We start from the raw sequence: 18,287 nt of genomic DNA, 5'->3' as shown, positions 1-18,287 counted from the left end.
CTTAAAATCATTCCCTTGAAAGATCCCCCTATCCCCCTATCCCCCTATCCCCCCATCACAGCGCAAAGCGCTGTATGCTGTACTAGTTTTTATCCTTCCAGCCAAAGCGAAACCAAAGATATTCATCTCAGCGCCTATCCACTCTAACTAAAATTCCTCAAATTATCCAAAATGATTAGTGAATTAGATCGAGTTGTTTTAACCACAGATTTACCAGAATATCATTTAAAAACTGGCGATATTGGTACAGTGGTTTTAGTCCATCAAGAAGGCTTAGGCTATGAAGTAGAGTTTATCACCATTGCCGGGAAAACGATCGCGATTGTTTCTTTATTTAATGCTCAAGTTCGGGCGATCGGTGACAGGGAAATTGCCCAAGCACGAGTTCTGACATAATTCAGACATAATATTGTAGTGGGAATACTAATGACAACCGCACAGCGTCACCGATGGAATCTAAAAGCTCGTTAACCCACAGCAAACCCGGTATGAGGACGCACCTCTGGGGGATGAAATCCTAAAACAATCTTCTCCTTGGGAATACCTGCGCGCAACAAATCATCCGCGATTCCATCCTCCAACCCGTCCTCATGAATCCAAATTTTATCCCCCACCACCTCCAAATGAACAATACAACCGTGAACTCTGCGTCTGCGTTGGTATCCCCAAGTCATAAACAGATAATGTGTTTTATCATCACTCACAATCAAACGGCGTTCCACCTCACTAAAACGATAGGGAAGGTCGGCATATTCCTTTAAAATCGGATAAATGGTTGAATAATATTGAGCTATTGTATCCATTCGAGAATCACCTCCTCTATTTCATTAAACACTAATAATTTAACAATGTTTCGCCGTAGAAGTAACTGCCCGATTGGTTGCTCAAAAATATCCTCATAAGCTGATTGTTTAATCGCCAGATAGAGAACCCTGTTTTCTTGCTGATCCAGTATAATCTCACCATAAAGAACATATTGACCCAGCGCCTTTTCCAGATCGTTGACTCGCGATAGACCGATGAAACTTTTAATTTCTACCGCAATTCTTTGATGATCTTTCTGCGCGGCAATTAACTTTTCTGCTCCCAAGTCCACAAATAAATCCTTCTTGCCGATGGACAAAATTAAAGGATCGTCAGTAATTGTCCACCCATCCTTAATTAAAGCATTCCTGACCGCATCGTGGTACATACAGCGCTTTGCGCTGTAACGGAGTACAGTCTCATTGAGATAAGTCATTGCGAAGGTCACGCAAGTGGAATGAAGCAATCGCAAAATCCCCAAATCTTGGCGATTGCTTCCCTGCGGTCGCAATGACAACTCGAATCTATGATCAACAATGTACCTCATAGCAGCGCTTCGCGCTGTATCCTTAGCAGGCATCACTCCACTTCCTCAATTTCAAATCCCACCCTACTTGCTACTGACATTTTTGGTCACCCATGTTGTGCTAGTCTTCTGACTGGTCTAATAATAACAAATCGCGCAGTTGATTGGAATCTAAACTGGCTAACCAATTTTCTCCCGAACCTACGACTTGTTCGGCGAGTTCCTGCTTGCTGGCAATGAGATCGTTAATCTTTTCTTCTAATGTGCCTTCGCAGACAAATTTATGCACTTGCACATTCCGAGTTTGACCAATGCGAAATACTCGGTCTGTGGCTTGATTTTCTACGGCTGGATTCCACCATCGGTCAAAGTGAAAGACATGATTGGCGCGGGTTAAATTCAAGCCCACACCGCCGGCTTTTAGGGATAAAATAAACAATTTTGGCCCTTGAGGATCGTGTTGAAAGCGGTCAATCATTTCTTCCCGTTGCGCTCGTTTGGTACTTCCGTATAAGAAAAAGACTTCGGATTTAAATTCTTGTTCTAAATAGGGTTTGAGCAATTTACCCCATTCAGAAAACTGGGTAAAAATCAAGGCCCGATCGCCAACATCAACCACTTCGTCGAGCATGTCCCGCAAGCGCATCAGTTTCCCTGAATTTTCCGGCTGTTTCAGCTTGCGCTTCTTCAAGAATTGTTCCGGATGGTTGCAAATTTGCTTTAACTTCGTCAGCAGCGCTAATACTTCCCCATGGCGTTGAATTCCTTGGGCTTGCTCAATTTCCCGTAAGGCTTTTTCCACCGCCTCTTGATAGAGCTGTTTTTGCTCGTCCGAGAGGGGACAGAACACGGTCATTTCCTGTTTTTCGGGCAAATCTTCGATAATGGTGCGATCGGTTTTCAAGCGCCGCAGGATAAAGGGTTGTGAGAGCGATCGCAGAGTTTGCAAGGATTCGCGATCGCCATATTTCTCAATCGGAATCGTAAACCGGCGCTGGAAGAACTGCCGATTGCCCAAGTATCCAGGATTGAGAAAGTCCATAATTGACCAGAGTTCTTGCAAGCGATTTTCTACTGGCGTTCCCGTTAAGGCAATGCGAAACTCTGAAGTTAACTCGCGCACAGATTGAGACTGTTTGGACTCTGGATTTTTGATATTCTGAGCCTCATCTAAAACTATCCCTTGCCATTCTACTGCTTGCAATTCTTTTTGGTCTCGAAAGACTAGGGGATAACTGGTAATCACTAGATCTTTCCCCTCAATGGCTTTGACAAACTCCTTATTTTTAATGCGTTTCATTCCATGGTGAAGCAGCATTTTTAAACTGGGGGCAAATCGTTTAACTTCCCGTTGCCAATTGCCTAAAACAGATGTGGGACAAACCAATAATGTCGGTTTTTTGAGCTTTTTTTGCTGTTTCAAAACTAACAAAAACGCCAGAAACTGAATGGTTTTCCCCAGTCCCATATCGTCGGCTAAACACGCCCCTAAGCCCCATTGCTCCAAAAACGCTAACCACCCCACACCCCTAGATTGATAGGGGCGCAACTGTCCGTTAAACGTCTCTGGAGGGGCGATCGCCTCAATCCTACGCGGCTCCATCAAACGGGTCAGTAATTCCCCCAACTGCTCCGAAGCCTGAAAGTCTACTACTGGCAGCTTTTCCACCATCTGCGTATCCCCCGTACTGATGCGAAGAGCATCTTCGAGGGATAAACTCATTTGGTCTTTACGCTTGGTAAAAAACTCCTGAGCAACGCGCACATCTTGGGTACGCAACTCCACCCACTCCCCATTAATCTCCACTAAGGGAGAATCTAAGGCTACCAATTGGTCAAATTCTTTCTTAGAAACTCGCTGTCCTCCTAGGGTTAATTCCCACTTAAATTGCAATAAACTTTGTAAACTTAAGCGATCGGTTTTCTTCCGTTTGGGCGTGTCAGCCACCAAGCTCAATCCTAAGCGATTAGAAAAGCCTTGTTCCGGTGCAAGAGACGAGGGCAAAATTACGCCCAATCCACTTTCTCGCAATCGCCCCACTATGGATTTAAGGAAGTCATAGGCTTGTTGGGGATTAAGCCGACAAAACAGGGGTTGGGAAGTGTTTAAGCTCTCTTCTAACGGAGGAAAAATGCGCGAGGCTAATCCTAATCCAGCTAAAAAAGTTTCTTGAGGATAATGAATGCTATAGCCTTCATAGATGAGAGATTCTACAGGATTGCTCCAAATGGTATTGGCATCGACAATACAATCGGGATTTTCGACCGATTGTAATCCATATTCTAGTAACCAATCCTGACTTTTTCCTTGGGGAGGATGGAGTTTTAAGACAGTGCTAAAAGCGCTCTCCTGATCTAAGTGTTCGATAGGAGCCATCCACTTCGTGAGGGTGGTTTTGAACTTTTCAAGTTCTGGGGTACGAGAGAGAGGTTTACCGCTACTATTTAAGCTTTGCAGCCATTGGGCGATCGCCCCTTTCACATTCGGTAAGGGAGTCTCCTGTTTCTGGATCTGGGCATTCAAAGTTTGGCTCAAAAAGTCCCACAGCAAGGGTTTGGGCGCAGTGGGAAAATCCAGTTTAAGGCACTCTTCAGCCGGTTGATAGGTGTGGCAACTGCCCGGCATGAGAGTGCTAAACTGGTTAAACCGGTGGCGATCGCTCTGACTATCGAGTAACGGTTGCCATTGGGCAATGAAAGAACCCTCCCCCTCAGTCGTGAGGGCAGGTAAGAACTTACACCGCGCTAATAAGTCCAGACTCCAGCGGCTAATATGAGACCAAAACCGTAGATCGGAGCCTAACCAAGCTGGGCTAGAATCTAATAACCCTAGGGGCAGACTTTGCAGAAAGGGCAGGGTTTGCTGGGGAGTCAGACAGAGCGCTTCAATCTGCCAAGGGTGAAGGGTAATATCTGGATTTTCTTCCTCTTCCCCGGAAGCGATCGAGTATAGAGGAGTACAGATAATTCCGGGAGTTTTCTTGCGTTTTGATTTCGATGCAGATGCTGGAAACTGGAGCAGGGTGGGTAAAGCCAGTTGCAGGGGGGCGATCTCCACTGTCTCCAAATCAGGTAAAGCCCTTTGCACCGACTCCAGGATCTGACTTGACTGTAACCAGGATTGCAGTTCTGTCGCACTCAGGGCAAAAGGGTGAGGCGAAATGGCAAAGGGTGAGGGAGTGCATTCTTCCGGGGCAACTCTGCGCCAAGTTTCTGCCCAAATCACAAATTGATGTTGAGTTAACCAACTCCCGTGTAAAATTGCCATGCGATCGTATTTTTAAAGTTGAGTCAAAGTGAGGATACTTCAGGGGCGACTACACTCAATTTCTCATAGCCACCTAATTTCAGTAACCATATCACGACAATGACCCAATGGATCAGGGCGGGTATCCACAAACAGCCACTATAGGCATAGGATAGGGTGCAGATTACCCCCAACAAAGCCGCTAGGGTAAGAAATATGGGGTGTTGAAAGACTTTTCGTCCAGGAGGAAAGAACAGCAACCCGTTAATGGGATGATAGAGAATAAATAGGATCAAGCTGATGCTTCCCCAAAGGAGCCATTGGCTTAAGGTCGGAGAATTTTGAGGGTTTGGCAACAATAATACCCGAAAGACTACTTCTTCGGACAGTGCGGGAGTCGCGATCGCCTGAATCATAACTTGTAATTGGATTTTTTTATTCCTAACCAGGGTTCGACTCAAAAATTGGCTATAAAATCCTAGGGGAAGGGCAATTAGAGCATAGAATCCTAGGAGTAAGGCAGCGATCGCTAGACTTCTCAGGCTCGGTAAATGGATTAGGGTTATACTAAACCGATGGGAAAGATCGCTGACTATAGTATCTATCATCATCTCTAAATAGGTAATGAATTCTTAAGGTAATTAGGTGACCAAGATCCCAAAAACTATAGTCCAGGGCAAACTATAATTTATGAATAGTTGCCAGCCAACTCAGATCGATATTTGGGAAGCATCATGATCTTTAGCGTGAAGTCCAAACTCTACGAACGGCTTCAAACTCGCCGGGTTCAGTCCGGCGACTCGATCTTTTATGAAGGCGATCGCGGAGACTTCGCTTATATTCTCGAAGAGGGAGAGGTAGAAATCTGGACTCAGGTAGAAGAAAAACGTCGGGTTCTCAATCATCTTAATCCTGGCTCCATGTTTGGTGAAATTGCCCTAATTGATGGTCAACCCCGCTCTGCTTCCGCTACCGCTTTAACCGATGTCATTCTCACCGTCGTCACCAAGGAACAGGTTAACCGACGCATTCAAGAAGCCGATCCTTTGTTGCGAATGTTACTGTTGATGGTGATGCGCTATTTTCGCTCAGAAACTCAAAATTTCCGATCGCGCACTAACTCTTTAGCCCCTAAATTTTTTCTAGAGAAACTCTACCCTAACATCAATCCCCAAAAAGGTCTCTCCTTTCGACTCACAGAAGCGGTAGATTTGATCCGCATGGAAAATGAGTTACGCACCGCCTTGGATGAAGAACAATTTAAGCTAGTTTATCAACCCATCATTAATTTAGAAACCCACACCATCACCGGTTTTGAAGCCTTAATTCGCTGGCAGAGTCCCAACCGAGGATTTGTTTCTCCAGATGAATTCATTCCCTTGGCAGAATCGACTTCTTTAATTGTGCCCATTGGTCAATGGGTAATAGAAACCGGGTTAGAAGCACTTAAGACCCTTCAAAAACGGGTCAACTATCCCGTGAGCATGAGTTTTAATATTGCTAATTGTCAAATTGAAGAACCTAATTTTCTAGAGTTTTTACTCAATTGTACCGATAAATATGGACTCAATTATCAGCAAGTAAAGCTAGAAATTTTAGAACGGACTTTATTTGATAGCGAGCGGGCGATTGCCTGGGTGAAGCAATGCCAGGCTTTAGGATTTCCTTTAGTTCTGGATGATTTTGGCACAGGATATTCTAGTTTGCAATATCTGAATGAATATCATCTCGATAGCCTAAAAATTGATAAGTCATTTGTCCAGGGAATGAATGTCAAAGAGCAAAATAAAAGTTGCAGTATTTGTCAAGCAATGGTCGATTTATCTAAAACCTTGGGCATGACCGTAGTCGGTGAAGGGATCGAGACTTATGAGCATTTGCAAGCGCTAAAATCCTTTGGCTGTACTTACGGTCAAGGGTATTTCTTTTCGCGACCTCTTCCTTTGGAACAGGCGATCGCCCTCTTTGAAGACCCTCGGTTTAGGGAATAGGGAATAGGGAATGGGGAATAGGGAGCGGTTAGACTTCAATGCGGCGGTCTTTTTCAAACCAGAAAACAATATCGATCGCCTTTAAGTCGGTTACCTTCACTTGGATTTCCTGGGCAATTTCATTCAAGGGAACCCGTGCCGAACTCACCAAGCGTGCAAAAAAATGGATAAAGCTCTCATCTAGATCGATAATCTTCTGAATATGGGAGTCGTGTTTCACCCAATCGGCGATCGCCTCCTCAGAAATCGACTCTGCCGGTTGATGGGTCTGTAGACTAATCTCTCTCAGAGCGCGACAGGCGTAAATCGCTAGTCGAGTAGAAAACTTATCAGCCGACGATAATAAGGCTGAATCGACCATCATCGCTTCTTCTTGAGTGAGAAATTCGACCGGTAAGCGGGAACTCATAATCGATTAAAAATTAAAAATGCTTGCATTCAACACTATTCTTTCCCACCCAACCCAGAAGCTTGAGAAACGTAAGGTTTATTTAATTGAAATTTCTGGAACGATCGCCCAAACTTAAGCTGATTCAGCCGCATTCATCAGCGGTGCAATTAAATAACCACAGCGATGTTCTCCATCAATAATCCAATGGGTGCGTTCCACCTCACAATCAGGAAACAGATCCGAAAACATCTCCAATTCATGGCCACAGACCGTCGGAAACGATTCTGCTACATCCGAAATGGCACAATGATGTTCAGTTAGCATAAATCGAGTCGCCCCATTCGGATTCTGGGCATCCGGTTCTACAGCATACCATTGGGCCATATAGCCTTCTTGCTGTCGGAGTTCCACCAACTTCTCCACTCGTTCGGCGATCGTTCCATTTCTGAGGCGATCGCGGTAAACTTGCGCTTTACGTTGCCATTGTTTCTGTAAAATAGACCCCACTTGGTCTTTGCCCACCGTTTCCGCTAAAGTATCCAGAAGAGCCACAGCAAACTCACCGTGATTATTGGGGAAGCGATCGCGCCCCTTTCGACTCAAGGAATACCAATGTTGGGGCCGTCCCATCGAAGAATTTCCCTCCTTATCCCCATGCACAACCTCATACTCAATCAACTCCTCCCCTTCCAAGTCCTTCAGGTGTCGCCGAATCGCTTGGGGACTAACCCCCAACGCCTCGGCCAAGCCCAAAGCTGTTGCTCGACCATCCTTGAGTAGGTACTCCAGAATGGTCCGTTTCGTCGAGATTTGGTGAGCGATTCCCATGATCATCACAAAACTTAATCACCACTACAGCGTACACATGATGCCAAAATTAGAATTTGACAACAAACTTGTTGCTAAACTACGCTAAAATCATAAGTAAAGCAACAATCAAGTTGTTTAAACCCATTATACTCAGTTTAATTCTGTTCGTTCATTAAAAATTTGCCCATGACCCTATCATCCCAACCCCAACAAGCCACAGAGCATAGTCTAGAAGCGATGCGGAAATTTTCCGAAAAATATGCGGACAATACCGGCACTTACTTTTGTTCCGACCTGAGCATCACAGCCGTCGTCATCGAAGGACTCGCCAAACACAAAGACGAACTTGGCGCTCCCCTATGCCCCTGTCGTCACTATGAAGACAAAGAAGCCGAAGCCAAAGCCGCTTACTGGAACTGCCCTTGCGTCCCCATGCGCGAGCGCAAAGAATGCCACTGTATGCTCTTCCTCACCGAAGATAATCCCTTTGTTGGCACAGAAAGAAATATCAGCATCGATCAAATTCGTGGTACGACCAACTCCGTCACAACATCCTAAAGCTCATCAAGGAATAGACCTCTTGCATAAGTGGGTAGAAAATAAATAGTAATGGACTAATCTTGCCTTCTTATCCCTATTCCCTGACTTCTGCAAGAAGTTTAATACACCCAGCCTTGTCCCACCAGTCAGTAGAGAACACCCACCATGTCCACTAGCGTTAAAACCCTAGTCAACCAACCCTACAAATACGGTTTCATCACCGACATTGAAACCGACAAAATCCCCAACGGCCTAAACGAAGACGTAGTCCGCCTGATTTCCGCCAAGAAAAACGAACCGGAATTCATGCTCAACTTCCGTCTCAAAGCCTACCGTCGATGGCTAGAAATGAAGGAACCGAATTGGCCCCATCTTCAATATCCCCCCATCGACTACCAAAACATCAGCTATTATTCAGCACCGAAACAGCAAGATAAAAAGAAAAGTCTCGATGAAGTTGACCCCGCTCTCCTAGAAACCTTCGAGAAACTCGGTATTCCCCTGTCCGAACAAAAACGCCTCTCTAACGTTGCCGTTGATGCCGTTTTTGATAGCGTTTCTATTGCTACAACTTTCCGGGAAAAACTCGCCAAAGAAGGTGTAATTTTCTGCTCCATTTCCGAAGCCGTTCATGACTATCCCGAACTGGTAGAAAAATATCTTGGTAGCGTAGTTCCCGTCGGAGACAATTACTTTGCGGCTCTCAACAGTGCCGTATTTAGTGATGGCTCCTTTGTGTATATTCCCAAAAATACCCAATGCCCCATGGAACTGTCCACCTATTTCCGGATTAACAGTGGAGATACCGGACAATTTGAGCGCACCTTAATTGTGGCTGATGAAGGGTCTCAGGTCTCCTACCTGGAAGGCTGTACGGCTCCAATGTACGATACGAACCAACTGCACGCAGCAGTCGTGGAATTGGTCGCGTTAGATAATGCTGATATTAAATATTCCACCGTACAAAACTGGTATGCAGGAGACGAAAACGGCAAAGGCGGAATTTATAACTTCGTGACCAAACGAGGAATTTGTAAAGGAGTCAATTCTAAGATTTCCTGGACTCAAGTGGAAACCGGTTCTGCAATTACCTGGAAATATCCCAGTTGCGTGTTAGTCGGCGATAATTCCGTCGGCGAATTTTACTCGGTTGCTCTCACCAACAATAAGCAGCAAGCCGATACAGGAACCAAGATGGTTCATGTGGGCAAAAACACCCGCAGCCGGATTATTTCTAAAGGCATTTCTGCCGGGGGTTCTGCCAACAGTTATCGGGGTTTGGTCAAGGTTAACCCGAAGGCAGAAGGGGCGAGAAACTATTCCCAATGTGATTCCATGCTGATTGGGGATAATGCCGAAGCCAATACATTCCCCTATATCCAGGTGCAGAATAATTCTGGAAAAGTGGAGCATGAAGCCTCGACTTCCAAAATTGGGGAAGACCAACTCTTTTATTTTGCCCAACGGGGAATTTCTGCCGAAGATGCCGTCTCGATGATGATTAGTGGCTTCTGTAAGGATGTGTTTAATCAACTGCCGATGGAATTTGCGGTAGAAGCGGATAAGTTATTGAGTTTGAAATTAGAAGGAACAGTGGGTTAAAGATGAGCATTTTATCAGTACGCAACCTCACCGCTAATGTGGCGGGACAATCGATTCTCAAAGGGTTAAATCTGGAAATCAATGCGGGAGAAATCCATGCCATTATGGGACCCAATGGGTCTGGAAAAAGTACGTTTTCTAAGATTCTTGCCGGTCATCCTGCCTATGAAGTCACGGGTGGCGAGGTGATTTATAAAGGTGAAAATTTGTTGGAAATGGAACCAGAAGATCGGGCAACTTCTGGGGTATTTCTGGCATTCCAGTATCCCTTGGAAATTCCAGGTGTAAGTAATTTAGACTTTTTGCGCGTTGCCTATAATTCCAAACGGAAACAAGAGGGTTTGGACGAGTTGGATACGTTCGACTTCCAAGACTTGGTAGAAGAGAAGTTAGAAGTCGTAAAAATGGATGCGGCATTTTTAGACCGCAGTGTGAATGAAGGGTTTTCTGGAGGGGAGAAAAAGCGGAATGAAATTCTGCAAATGGCCCTTCTAGAACCGACGTTATCGATTTTAGATGAAACGGATTCAGGCTTGGATATTGATGCGCTGAAAATTGTTGCCAATGGGGTTAATCAATTGACGCGTCCGGATAATGCAGTGTTGATGATTACCCACTATCAACGGTTGTTGAATTATATTGTCCCCGATTATGTGCATGTGATGGCAGATGGCCGAATTTTACGCACGGGGGATAAGGAGTTGGCTTTAGAACTTGAATCTAGGGGATATGACTGGATTCTAGAGGAAGCTCTACAGGGGGTGAAGTAGGATGAATACGCTTTCAGTTGGGGCGATCGCCTCCATGGATCTGAATCGGGAAAGTCCCCGATTTCAAGCCGTACAACAGCTTCTGAACACTCGTCTAGGGTTCGATCGCCCGCAACTCGATCCAGCTCTGGTGTCTTTAATTCAAGCAGTACGGGAATATGGAGCGGCGATCGCCTCGGAACTTCAGTTCCCCAGCTCCCAGGATGAGGAATGGCGGTTTACAGATATTTCTCGCCTCTTGGGGGTGAATTTCCAACCCGCTACTTTTCCGGAGGAAACCCTCAAGATTGATATTACGCCCTTTATCCTACCCGAGGCAGCAAACAGTCGCCTGGTATTCGTCAATGGGGTGTATTCTCCCGATCTCTCGGATCTCTCTGGCGTGAATTTAGAAACCGTCACCCATCTCTTATCAGGGGTGGTTCCGGAAGCTAAACTCAATCCCTATTTGGGCAAACAACCGGGGACTCAAGAGGTGTTTACTGCCCTAAATAGCGCCAGCTTACAGGATGGGGCGCTGGTTTGGATACCAGCCAATCAGGTTGTCGAAACGCCGATTCATGTGCTGTTTTTATCGGCGGAGAATGGGGAACCGGCACTTGCCAGTCCTCGGACTTTAGTGGTTGCTGGAGCGAACAGTTCTGTTACCCTAGTTGAACAGTACGTTACCATTAGCAGTTGTCCCGCCGCTCCCGGAATTACGCCCTATTTCAGTAATGCAGTTACGGAAGTTTGGTTAGAGGATAACGCCCAGGTTAACCATACTCGCATTCAGCAAGAAGGACAGCAAAGTATCCACATCAGCAAAACCGCAATTTTCCAAAACCGCGACAGTCGATATACCCTGAATGGCATTAGTCTAGGGGCGGGTTTATCCCGTCACACCATTGATGCGATCCAGCAGGGAGAAGGAACCCAAACGACTCTCAATGGTTTAACTGAAATCACCGGCAAACAATGCTCTGATACCCATAGTAGTATTAATCATTTGTATCCCAATGGCAACAGCAACCAACTGCATAAATGCATTGTGGATCGGAATGCCCATGCTATTTTCAATGGCAAAGTTTTTGTGCCTAAAGCTGCTCAGTTAACCAATGCCCAGCAGCTCAATCGCAATTTAATTTTGTCAGACAAAGCAAAAGTAGACACCAAACCCCAACTGCAAATTACCGCCGATAATGTCAAATGCTCCCATGGGGCAACGGTGAGTCAGTTAGAAGAGGAAGAGGTCTTTTATTTACAAAGTCGAGGCTTATCTCAAGAAGCGAGTCGTCATTTGTTAATTGATGCCTTTGCCAATGATATTTTATCTCGTATTCCCCTAACTTCCTTGCAAACTACCCTGGCTCAGTGTCTCTCGTGCCGGACTCATTTTTGATCTGTGTGAGCCAACCTAAAAAAGGGGGGAAATAAAACATCTCTATCCCCCCATCTCCCTATCTCCCCATCCCCCAAACTTTCCCTAATCATTCTCTATTCATAACCCTATGATGACGTTTACCCAGCCCAAACCCCTAGCTGCCCTTGTCCGAGATGATTTTCCTATTCTTCATCAGGAAGCTCACGGACATCCTTTAGTGTATTTGGATAATGCGGCGACTTCCCAAAAACCCAGGGTTGTTTTAGAGACTTTACAGCACTATTACCAGCGAGATAATGCCAATGTGCATCGGGGGGTTCATTTACTCAGTTGTCGCGCTACAGAAGCTTATGAAGGGGCTAGGGATAAGGTTGCAGGGTTTGTGAATGCGCGATCGCGTAATGAAATCGTCTTTACCCGGAATGCTAGTGAAGCGGTTAACCTCGTTGCCTATGCTTGGGGATTCAATACATTAAAGCCAGGGGATGAAATCATTACTTCGGTGATGGAGCATCATAGTAATTTAGTGCCTTGGCAAATGATTGCCCAGAAAACCGGCGCAGTCCTAAAGTTTGTCGAGCTAACAGACACGGAAGAATTCAATTTTGAGCAGTTTAAGTCCTTGCTCAGTTCCCAAACCAAATTAGTTACAGTTGTCCATGGTTCTAATACATTGGGCTGTATTAATCCAGTGGAAGACATCGTGCAGGAAGCCCATAAAATCGGAGCAAAAGTTTTAATTGATGCCTGCCAAAGTGCCCCCCATTTAAAGTTAGATGTTCAAGCCATTGACTGTGATTGGTTAGTGGCTTCTGGTCATAAGATGTGCGGTCCTACTGGCATTGGGTTCTTGTATGGCAAATTAGAATTACTTGAAGCGATGCCGCCCTTTTTGGGGGGTGGGGAAATGATTGCTGAAGTATTTCTCGATCGCGCCACCTATGCCGAACTGCCCCATAAATTTGAAGCCGGAACCCCTGCCATTGCCGAGGCGATCGCCCTGGGTGCAGCCGTCGATTATTTAACCGGTATTGGATTAGACAAAATACACGCCTACGAATTGGAGTTAACCGATTACTTGTTTGAGCAACTCCTACAGATTCCCGAAGTCAGAATTTATGGCCCAAAACCGAGGAAAAACAAGATTAGAGCTTCTCTAGCAACCTTTACCACGGGCGAGATTCACGTTAATGATATCTCCTCTCTGTTGGATCAATCGGGCGTAGCAATTCGTACCGGACACCATTGTACTCAACCCTTACACCGAATTTTAGGGATTAATTCCAGCGCTAGAGCGAGTTTATATTTCTATAATACGTTTGCAGAAATCGATCGCTTTATTGTTGCTCTGAAAGAGACTTTAGCGTTTTTCAAAAGTATTTTGTAACGCACTGCCGAAATGTATAGCTATTGCTAGAGTGCTTCACAGTTCTGTCCTAATCAACTCTTTCTCTGCTAGAGATCGGGACAATTTTGCTGTTTGCTGTTTTCTGTTGCTGCTGGAGATGATTGAGCAAATAGAAAAAGACGAATAAATTCAACCCTAAAAGGATGACATGATTAACGGAAGGATGGTGAATCGATTGCCAAACTTCCACCGGTAGAGGTAACCCAGCTAATAGGATAACGAGGAAATTTCCCCAGGATTTTCCATACCATAACCCTAGGGTTGCTGTGCCTAATCCTAGGGCATAAACACTAGCAATTCTGGCAATCCATTGCAGTTCGGACACTTGATGATGGAGGAGGTAATGGACAATCCATTCAATGGTGCTGTATTCTCCATTAACCAAGTAGTCTTCTGCCCACTGGGCGATCGCCTCATAATTTCTCCAACTCCAAGCCGAGGCGATCGCTAGAACAGCCATTTAGCACCCTCTCAACCAAAGCTTAACCTGAAGATTACCTGTTTATGAATGTAACGTCCTAGACTAGTAAGGGAACCGACATTAACTCATACACTAGGACTTTTGTATGGTTTCCTCACTTCTGCCTACCCGTAATTCTCAAATCCAATTCCGTGAACTGCTTGAAGACCTCTATCAAGGTCGGAGTTTAGTAGACTTTGTTGGTGGGCAAATAATTCCCCTCAATTCTAGTGATATTTGGGTGGTCTGTCGGGGTGTAGTGAGTTTAAGTTCCATTCAAACCAATGGTGAGGAATCCTTATTAGGCTTCGCAGTCCCTTCTATGCCCTTTGGTTTACCCTTAACCCGGATTGAAAGTTATCAAGCTATTGCTCTGTCGAATGTCGGTTTAATGCGCTTTACCCTGACCGAAATTGAAACATCTCCCATCTTATGCAGCAGTTTATGGGAGCAATTGAGTCGTCGTTTACGGCAAACTGAATCAATTCTGGCTTTAGTCAGTTATCGACGCGTAAAAGAGCGCTTAGAACAATTACTGTTATTATTAGCTCACGAAATGGGCCAACCCACTGAAGAAGGTCGAGGTATACGCTTACCGGTGAAGTTAACCCATCAGAATTTAGCCAAAACCATTGGCACAACCCGGGTAACCGTCACTCGGTTAATGAAAGAGCTGCGCCAAGATCAATGGTTAACCCTAGACTCGGAGCGTCATATTACTCTCCAGAAGGGTTAATTGCGCTTGAGTTCTGGAGTTGGGCAAGAAACCAAGTGCCGACTGTGGTATTATTGGAAGTGCGATCGCGCTCCAAACCCATTTCCAGCAGTCCAATTGCTAACCCCAGTAACACCATCGATTCTCGGATTCTTCGACTCCCACCATTGCTCATCATTTCAAAAGCAATAATTTCAGTTTTTTTCACATCCACTATCTAATTACTCATTACCCCGCAAAGCACTATATTGCCCAGAAGGTTGATAATCAAACAACCACTTAAACTGTAAATCTCCTAACCAAGTCGGTGTTAAGCGGTAAATCCAGTTCCGCACCTGACAACTCAGAGAATTTTCTAATTGACCCAAAGAACTGATTTGGCGCGAAGATTCAAACACTTGGGTAATGCGTGGTGTACGGCGTTGCTCAAATTGTCGTAGAGTTTGAGCAAGTTGGGATAAATCGGCACAAGTTTTAATTGAGTACACTAATTCATAGGCATCTTCAATGGCCATGCATCCCCCTTGACCAATACTCGGTTGCACAGGATGGGCAGCATCTCCAATTAAGGTAACTCGATTTTTGCCCCAAACTGGGGTTAGAGGTAAACGGTCATAAATGTTATCTTCATAAATATCGGTTTCTTCAAGGGCTTCAATAATTTGAGGCACTGGTGAGCTGTAGTGTTTAAACAGTTGGCGCAAGAGCGATTTTCGGGTTCCGGGTTGACTCCTAGGACTCTCTAGAGGCACATTATCAAAGGCATAAAAGGAGCGTTGACCGTCGCCTATGGTAAAATAAGCGAGGCGATTGCCTTTTCCCCAATATTCCATCCAACTATACTCTGGATTAAAATTAATTCCTTCTGGGTTAAAACATCCACGCCAACATCGCATCCCACTATACACCGGGGGTTCTAGCACCTCGTCTGCATTCAAAGATACTCGAACTTGAGAATAGAGTCCATCCGCACCAACCAAAACATCACCCCAGGTTGTCTCCCCATCCTCAAAACAAACCTCGATTTTTTCCTCCTTTTCCCTAACCTCCACAAACTTCTTGTTGGTTTGCACAATACCTGACAGCAGTGCATCATATAACAGTTTCTGTAAGACAGGACGACCCAGACAAACCCCTAAATCCGAGCAATTAACAAACTCAGGAGAGTTAATATATAAAGGCTTTCCTTGTGCATTGCTAAAGCCCCCTTTCTTAATTTTCCCCCCTTTTTCATAAAGTGCTTTAGCCAAGCCCAATTTCTCATAGACACTCATGGCATTGCGTTGGATAAAAATACCTCCCGGCCCCGATACCATGCCTTCCCATGTCCGTTTTTCATAGAGTTCTACCTCTAATCCAGCTTGGACACAGGCAATAGCACAGGTTAATCCACCAATACCACCACCAATAATAATTACTTTTGGGGTCATGACTGATACCCTATAGATTTAAGGAATAAAATAATTGTAAATCACAATCCGATCGCCGTCTAAACCCCATGAATCCCACTCCCTTACCTCCTATCTGTGGCTCAGAAGCAGAAATTACCGCCATTGTCCAAGAACAAACCCCCATTTATCGCTCTACAACTTGGAATATCAACCAGATTAGTGCTGCCTTTGCTTGTGCCCTGCATATGCACCAACCCACGATTCCCGCAGGGAAAAATGGGGCATTGATCAGCAATTTACACTATATGTTTGAGCATCTCCAAGAAGGAGATAATCACAACGCAGCTCCCTTTGCTTGGTGTTATCAACGGATGGGAGAATTTATCCCAGAATTGGTTAATCAAGGCTGTCATCCACGCATCATGTTGGATTATTCCGGTAACCTGCTTTGGGGATTACAACAAATGGGGCGCGAGGATATTCTAGACTCTCTAAAAAACTTGACAAAATCCCCTTATTCTGATTGTGTAGAATGGTTGGGAACGATGTGGAGTCATGCCGTAGTTCCCTCTACGCCCATTCCCGATCTTAAATTGCATATTCTGGCATGGCAGCATCAATTTAGAGCAATTTTTGGTACAGAAGCTCTAAAGCGAGTTAAGGGATTTTCGCCACCAGAAATGCATCTTCCCAACCATCCAGATACCCTCTTTGAATATATTAAAGCCTTAAAAGAATGTGGCTATCGCTGGTTATTGGTACAGGAACATTCAGTTGAGCGTTTAGATGGCAGCCCTCTGGATCGGGACGATAAATATGTGCCCAATTGTTTGATTGCTCGCAATTGCCAAGGGCAAGAAATCAGTATGATTGCTTTGATTAAAACTCAAGGTTCAGATACGAAGTTGGTCGCACAAATGCAACCCTATCATGAAGCGAAAACGCGCTCTAGAAGAACCTTGGGAAATGTGAATTTGCCTAGTTGTGTCACTCAAATTGCTGATGGTGAAAATGGGGGTGTGATGATGAATGAGTATCCCCGTGATTTTCATCCGGTATGGCATCAGATTAAAGGCAATGGTCAAGAAAATAATGGAGTTGTTGGCTTAAATGGGACAGAATATTTAGAATTACTCGAAAGCGCCGGAGTGAAGCCAGAAGATTATCCCGTTTGTCAGGCTGTACAGCAGCATAGAATCTGGCAAGAATTGGGGGATGATGTGAATCCAGAGAAAGTGAAAGGGGTGTTAATTCAATTAAAGGAAAAAGACCCCAATTTCCATCTGGATGGAGCCTCTTGGACAAACGATCTCAGTTGGGTAAAAGGGTATGAAAATGTCTTAGAACCGATGCATCATTTAAGTGCTTTGTTTCATCAAAAGTATGATGCTTTAGTAGCCCAAGATTCGACCGTTACTCAACAGGAAGATTATCAACAGGCGCTGCTCTATGTTTTACTGTTGGAAACCAGTTGTTTTCGCTATTGGGGACAGGGAACTTGGACGGATTATGCAAAGATGTTGTACGAGCGAGGAATAGAGATCCTACATGATTAAGAGCGATCGCACTTTTCTGAACAGATGTTAATATCAAAGCAGTATAACCCGATCGCTTGTAAGAATAGAGATTGCCTATGAGTTCTTTTGCCATCTCTCCTTCTATCCTCCCCACTGCCGAACAACGCCTAGTTTTGTCAGGAGTCAGTTGGCGGCAATATGAACTCTTGTTAGCCACTCTGGGAAATGATTTTCCTAACTTGCGACTGAGTTACCTAGAAGGAGTTCTCGAAATTATGGCCACTTCCGCAGAGCATGAAGAACTGAAAAAAATGATTGGAATGCTTTTGGAAGCCTACTTTCAAGAAGCGCGGATTCGTTTTCATGCTATCGGTTCAGCGACGTTTCGTAAGGAGATGGCGCAAAGAGGACTGGAACCCGATGAGTGTTACTGTCTGGATCATAAGAAAGAATTCCCGGATCTAGCGATCGAAGTGGTCGTCACAAGCGGTATGGTGGATAAATTGCAGATTTATCAAGGTTTGGGAGTCCAGGAAGTGTGGCAATGGAAAGAGGGGAAGTTTTCGTTGTATCACTTGCACTCTACAGGATATGAGGCGATCGCCAAAAGTGAGCTTCTCCCCAACTTAGATGTATCTCTCTTAGCCAGTTATGTCAAACCTAGCGAACAATTCGATGCCGTAATGGATTTTCGCGATCGCCTTCGCCCCTTGAGTTAAAGCTTATTTTATCACTAAAAAACCCGCCGTAGC

Annotated in this window: 19 protein-coding genes; 10 read left to right on the top strand and 9 right to left on the bottom strand. The window is 44.9% G+C overall.

Translation table 11 applies throughout. The features are described 5' to 3' along the window. Positions 1–171: 171 nt before the first annotated feature. Positions 172–396: a DUF4926 domain-containing protein gene (locus tag AC3A14_RS14380; protein WP_318701498.1), complete on the top strand. Its 225-nt coding sequence runs from the start codon at positions 172–174 to the stop codon at positions 394–396. Positions 397–467: 71 nt separating this feature from the next. Here the strand turns inward: AC3A14_RS14380 and AC3A14_RS14375 are convergent, their stop codons facing one another. From AC3A14_RS14375 to AC3A14_RS14360, 4 genes are all read right to left on the bottom strand, one after another. Then, entirely contained in the window at positions 468–803 is a 336-nt protein-coding gene (locus AC3A14_RS14375; protein WP_318732963.1) for a XisI protein, read from the bottom strand. Next, on the bottom strand, positions 791–1,192 hold the full coding sequence (locus AC3A14_RS14370; RefSeq protein WP_487779039.1) for an element excision factor XisH family protein: 402 nt from the start codon (positions 1,190–1,192) through the stop codon (positions 791–793). Before AC3A14_RS14370 ends, AC3A14_RS14375 begins: the two co-directional genes overlap by 13 nt. A gap of 259 nt (positions 1,193–1,451) precedes the next feature. After that, positions 1,452–4,598 carry a DEAD/DEAH box helicase gene (locus tag AC3A14_RS14365; protein WP_318732965.1) on the bottom strand — a complete coding sequence of 1,049 codons (3,147 nt, stop codon included), beginning with the start codon at positions 4,596–4,598 and terminating at the stop codon, positions 1,452–1,454. A gap of 23 nt (positions 4,599–4,621) precedes the next feature. Then, positions 4,622–5,188 (bottom strand): CPBP family glutamic-type intramembrane protease, encoded by a 567-nt coding sequence (locus tag AC3A14_RS14360; protein WP_318701502.1) that lies wholly within the window; start codon positions 5,186–5,188, stop codon positions 4,622–4,624. Between the two features lie 123 nt (positions 5,189–5,311). On the opposite strand from AC3A14_RS14360, the gene AC3A14_RS14355 reads away from it, so the two are divergent. Next, a complete protein-coding gene (locus tag AC3A14_RS14355) occupies positions 5,312–6,568 on the top strand; it encodes an EAL domain-containing protein (RefSeq protein ID WP_318701503.1) in 1,257 nt (418 codons plus the stop codon). Positions 6,569–6,596: 28 nt separating this feature from the next. Here the strand turns inward: AC3A14_RS14355 and AC3A14_RS14350 are convergent, their stop codons facing one another. Continuing rightward, positions 6,597–6,977 (bottom strand): hypothetical protein, encoded by a 381-nt coding sequence (locus AC3A14_RS14350; RefSeq protein WP_318701504.1) that lies wholly within the window; start codon positions 6,975–6,977, stop codon positions 6,597–6,599. A gap of 114 nt (positions 6,978–7,091) precedes the next feature. Further along, the gene (gene sufR / locus AC3A14_RS14345; protein ID WP_318732967.1) at positions 7,092–7,787 is read right to left on the bottom strand and encodes an iron-sulfur cluster biosynthesis transcriptional regulator SufR; all 696 of its coding nucleotides are present in this window, start codon (positions 7,785–7,787) and stop codon (positions 7,092–7,094) included. Between the two features lie 168 nt (positions 7,788–7,955). Here sufR and AC3A14_RS14340 point away from each other — a divergent pair, with 168 nt between their 5' ends. From AC3A14_RS14340 to AC3A14_RS14320, 5 genes are all read left to right on the top strand, one after another. Beyond that, positions 7,956–8,327, top strand: coding sequence for a ferredoxin-thioredoxin reductase catalytic domain-containing protein (locus tag AC3A14_RS14340; protein WP_318701507.1), 372 nt, complete (start codon positions 7,956–7,958; stop codon positions 8,325–8,327). Positions 8,328–8,474: 147 nt separating this feature from the next. Further along, positions 8,475–9,911 (top strand): Fe-S cluster assembly protein SufB, encoded by a 1,437-nt coding sequence (gene sufB / locus AC3A14_RS14335; RefSeq protein ID WP_318701508.1) that lies wholly within the window; start codon positions 8,475–8,477, stop codon positions 9,909–9,911. Positions 9,912–9,913: 2 nt separating this feature from the next. Continuing rightward, positions 9,914–10,681: a Fe-S cluster assembly ATPase SufC gene (gene sufC, locus AC3A14_RS14330; RefSeq protein WP_318701509.1), complete on the top strand. Its 768-nt coding sequence runs from the start codon at positions 9,914–9,916 to the stop codon at positions 10,679–10,681. Position 10,682: 1 nt separating this feature from the next. Beyond that, positions 10,683–12,062: a Fe-S cluster assembly protein SufD gene (sufD, locus tag AC3A14_RS14325; protein ID WP_318701510.1), complete on the top strand. Its 1,380-nt coding sequence runs from the start codon at positions 10,683–10,685 to the stop codon at positions 12,060–12,062. A 112-nt stretch (positions 12,063–12,174) separates the two neighbouring features. Then, a complete protein-coding gene (locus AC3A14_RS14320) occupies positions 12,175–13,431 on the top strand; it encodes a SufS family cysteine desulfurase (RefSeq protein WP_413039228.1) in 1,257 nt (418 codons plus the stop codon). Positions 13,432–13,480: 49 nt separating this feature from the next. Here AC3A14_RS14320 and AC3A14_RS14315 read toward each other — a convergent pair whose 3' ends face one another. Next, the gene (locus tag AC3A14_RS14315) at positions 13,481–13,912 is read right to left on the bottom strand and encodes a DUF2127 domain-containing protein (protein WP_318701512.1); all 432 of its coding nucleotides are present in this window, start codon (positions 13,910–13,912) and stop codon (positions 13,481–13,483) included. 106 nt (positions 13,913–14,018) lie between these two features. On the opposite strand from AC3A14_RS14315, the gene AC3A14_RS14310 reads away from it, so the two are divergent. Further along, positions 14,019–14,648, top strand: coding sequence for a Crp/Fnr family transcriptional regulator (locus AC3A14_RS14310; RefSeq protein WP_318701513.1), 630 nt, complete (start codon positions 14,019–14,021; stop codon positions 14,646–14,648). Here AC3A14_RS14310 and AC3A14_RS14305 read toward each other — a convergent pair. After that, entirely contained in the window at positions 14,629–14,835 is a 207-nt protein-coding gene (locus AC3A14_RS14305; RefSeq protein WP_318701514.1) for a hypothetical protein, read from the bottom strand. The two genes, AC3A14_RS14310 and AC3A14_RS14305, sit on opposite strands and share 20 nt — an antisense overlap. 13 nt (positions 14,836–14,848) lie before the next feature. Then, the gene (locus AC3A14_RS14300; protein WP_318701515.1) at positions 14,849–16,057 is read right to left on the bottom strand and encodes an FAD-dependent monooxygenase; all 1,209 of its coding nucleotides are present in this window, start codon (positions 16,055–16,057) and stop codon (positions 14,849–14,851) included. A gap of 68 nt (positions 16,058–16,125) precedes the next feature. Here AC3A14_RS14300 and AC3A14_RS14295 point away from each other — a divergent pair, with 68 nt between their 5' ends. Further along, on the top strand, positions 16,126–17,574 hold the full coding sequence (locus AC3A14_RS14295; protein ID WP_318732969.1) for a glycosyl hydrolase family 57: 1,449 nt from the start codon (positions 16,126–16,128) through the stop codon (positions 17,572–17,574). A 77-nt stretch (positions 17,575–17,651) separates the two neighbouring features. Continuing rightward, a complete protein-coding gene (locus tag AC3A14_RS14290; protein WP_318732970.1) occupies positions 17,652–18,254 on the top strand; it encodes a Uma2 family endonuclease in 603 nt (200 codons plus the stop codon). The last annotated feature ends 33 nt before the right edge of the window (positions 18,255–18,287 follow it).

The organism is Roseofilum sp. (assembly GCF_982964205.1).
This window is presented reverse-complemented; position numbering and strand designations above follow the sequence as displayed.

What these genes read in the sequence shown, in the direction of transcription:
- sufC (WP_318701509.1), top strand. Translation starts at nt 9,914, where the DNA reads ATGAGCATTTTATCAGTACGCAACCTCACCGCTAATGTGGCGGGACAA.
- sufB (WP_318701508.1), top strand. Translation starts at nt 8,475, where the DNA reads ATGTCCACTAGCGTTAAAACCCTAGTCAACCAACCCTACAAATACGGT.
- AC3A14_RS14315 (WP_318701512.1), bottom strand. Translation starts at nt 13,912, where the DNA reads ATGGCTGTTCTAGCGATCGCCTCGGCTTGGAGTTGGAGAAATTATGAG.
- AC3A14_RS14350 (WP_318701504.1), bottom strand. Translation starts at nt 6,977, where the DNA reads ATGAGTTCCCGCTTACCGGTCGAATTTCTCACTCAAGAAGAAGCGATG.
- AC3A14_RS14355 (WP_318701503.1), top strand. Translation starts at nt 5,312, where the DNA reads ATGATCTTTAGCGTGAAGTCCAAACTCTACGAACGGCTTCAAACTCGC.
- AC3A14_RS14340 (WP_318701507.1), top strand. Translation starts at nt 7,956, where the DNA reads ATGACCCTATCATCCCAACCCCAACAAGCCACAGAGCATAGTCTAGAA.
- AC3A14_RS14375 (WP_318732963.1), bottom strand. Translation starts at nt 803, where the DNA reads ATGGATACAATAGCTCAATATTATTCAACCATTTATCCGATTTTAAAG.
- AC3A14_RS14380 (WP_318701498.1), top strand. Translation starts at nt 172, where the DNA reads ATGATTAGTGAATTAGATCGAGTTGTTTTAACCACAGATTTACCAGAA.
- AC3A14_RS14300 (WP_318701515.1), bottom strand. Translation starts at nt 16,057, where the DNA reads ATGACCCCAAAAGTAATTATTATTGGTGGTGGTATTGGTGGATTAACC.
- sufR (WP_318732967.1), bottom strand. Translation starts at nt 7,787, where the DNA reads ATGGGAATCGCTCACCAAATCTCGACGAAACGGACCATTCTGGAGTAC.
- sufD (WP_318701510.1), top strand. Translation starts at nt 10,683, where the DNA reads ATGAATACGCTTTCAGTTGGGGCGATCGCCTCCATGGATCTGAATCGG.
- AC3A14_RS14370 (WP_487779039.1), bottom strand. Translation starts at nt 1,192, where the DNA reads ATGTACCACGATGCGGTCAGGAATGCTTTAATTAAGGATGGGTGGACA.
- AC3A14_RS14365 (WP_318732965.1), bottom strand. Translation starts at nt 4,598, where the DNA reads ATGGCAATTTTACACGGGAGTTGGTTAACTCAACATCAATTTGTGATT.
- AC3A14_RS14360 (WP_318701502.1), bottom strand. Translation starts at nt 5,188, where the DNA reads ATGATGATAGATACTATAGTCAGCGATCTTTCCCATCGGTTTAGTATA.
- AC3A14_RS14320 (WP_413039228.1), top strand. Translation starts at nt 12,175, where the DNA reads ATGACGTTTACCCAGCCCAAACCCCTAGCTGCCCTTGTCCGAGATGAT.
- AC3A14_RS14295 (WP_318732969.1), top strand. Translation starts at nt 16,126, where the DNA reads ATGAATCCCACTCCCTTACCTCCTATCTGTGGCTCAGAAGCAGAAATT.
- AC3A14_RS14290 (WP_318732970.1), top strand. Translation starts at nt 17,652, where the DNA reads ATGAGTTCTTTTGCCATCTCTCCTTCTATCCTCCCCACTGCCGAACAA.
- AC3A14_RS14310 (WP_318701513.1), top strand. Translation starts at nt 14,019, where the DNA reads ATGGTTTCCTCACTTCTGCCTACCCGTAATTCTCAAATCCAATTCCGT.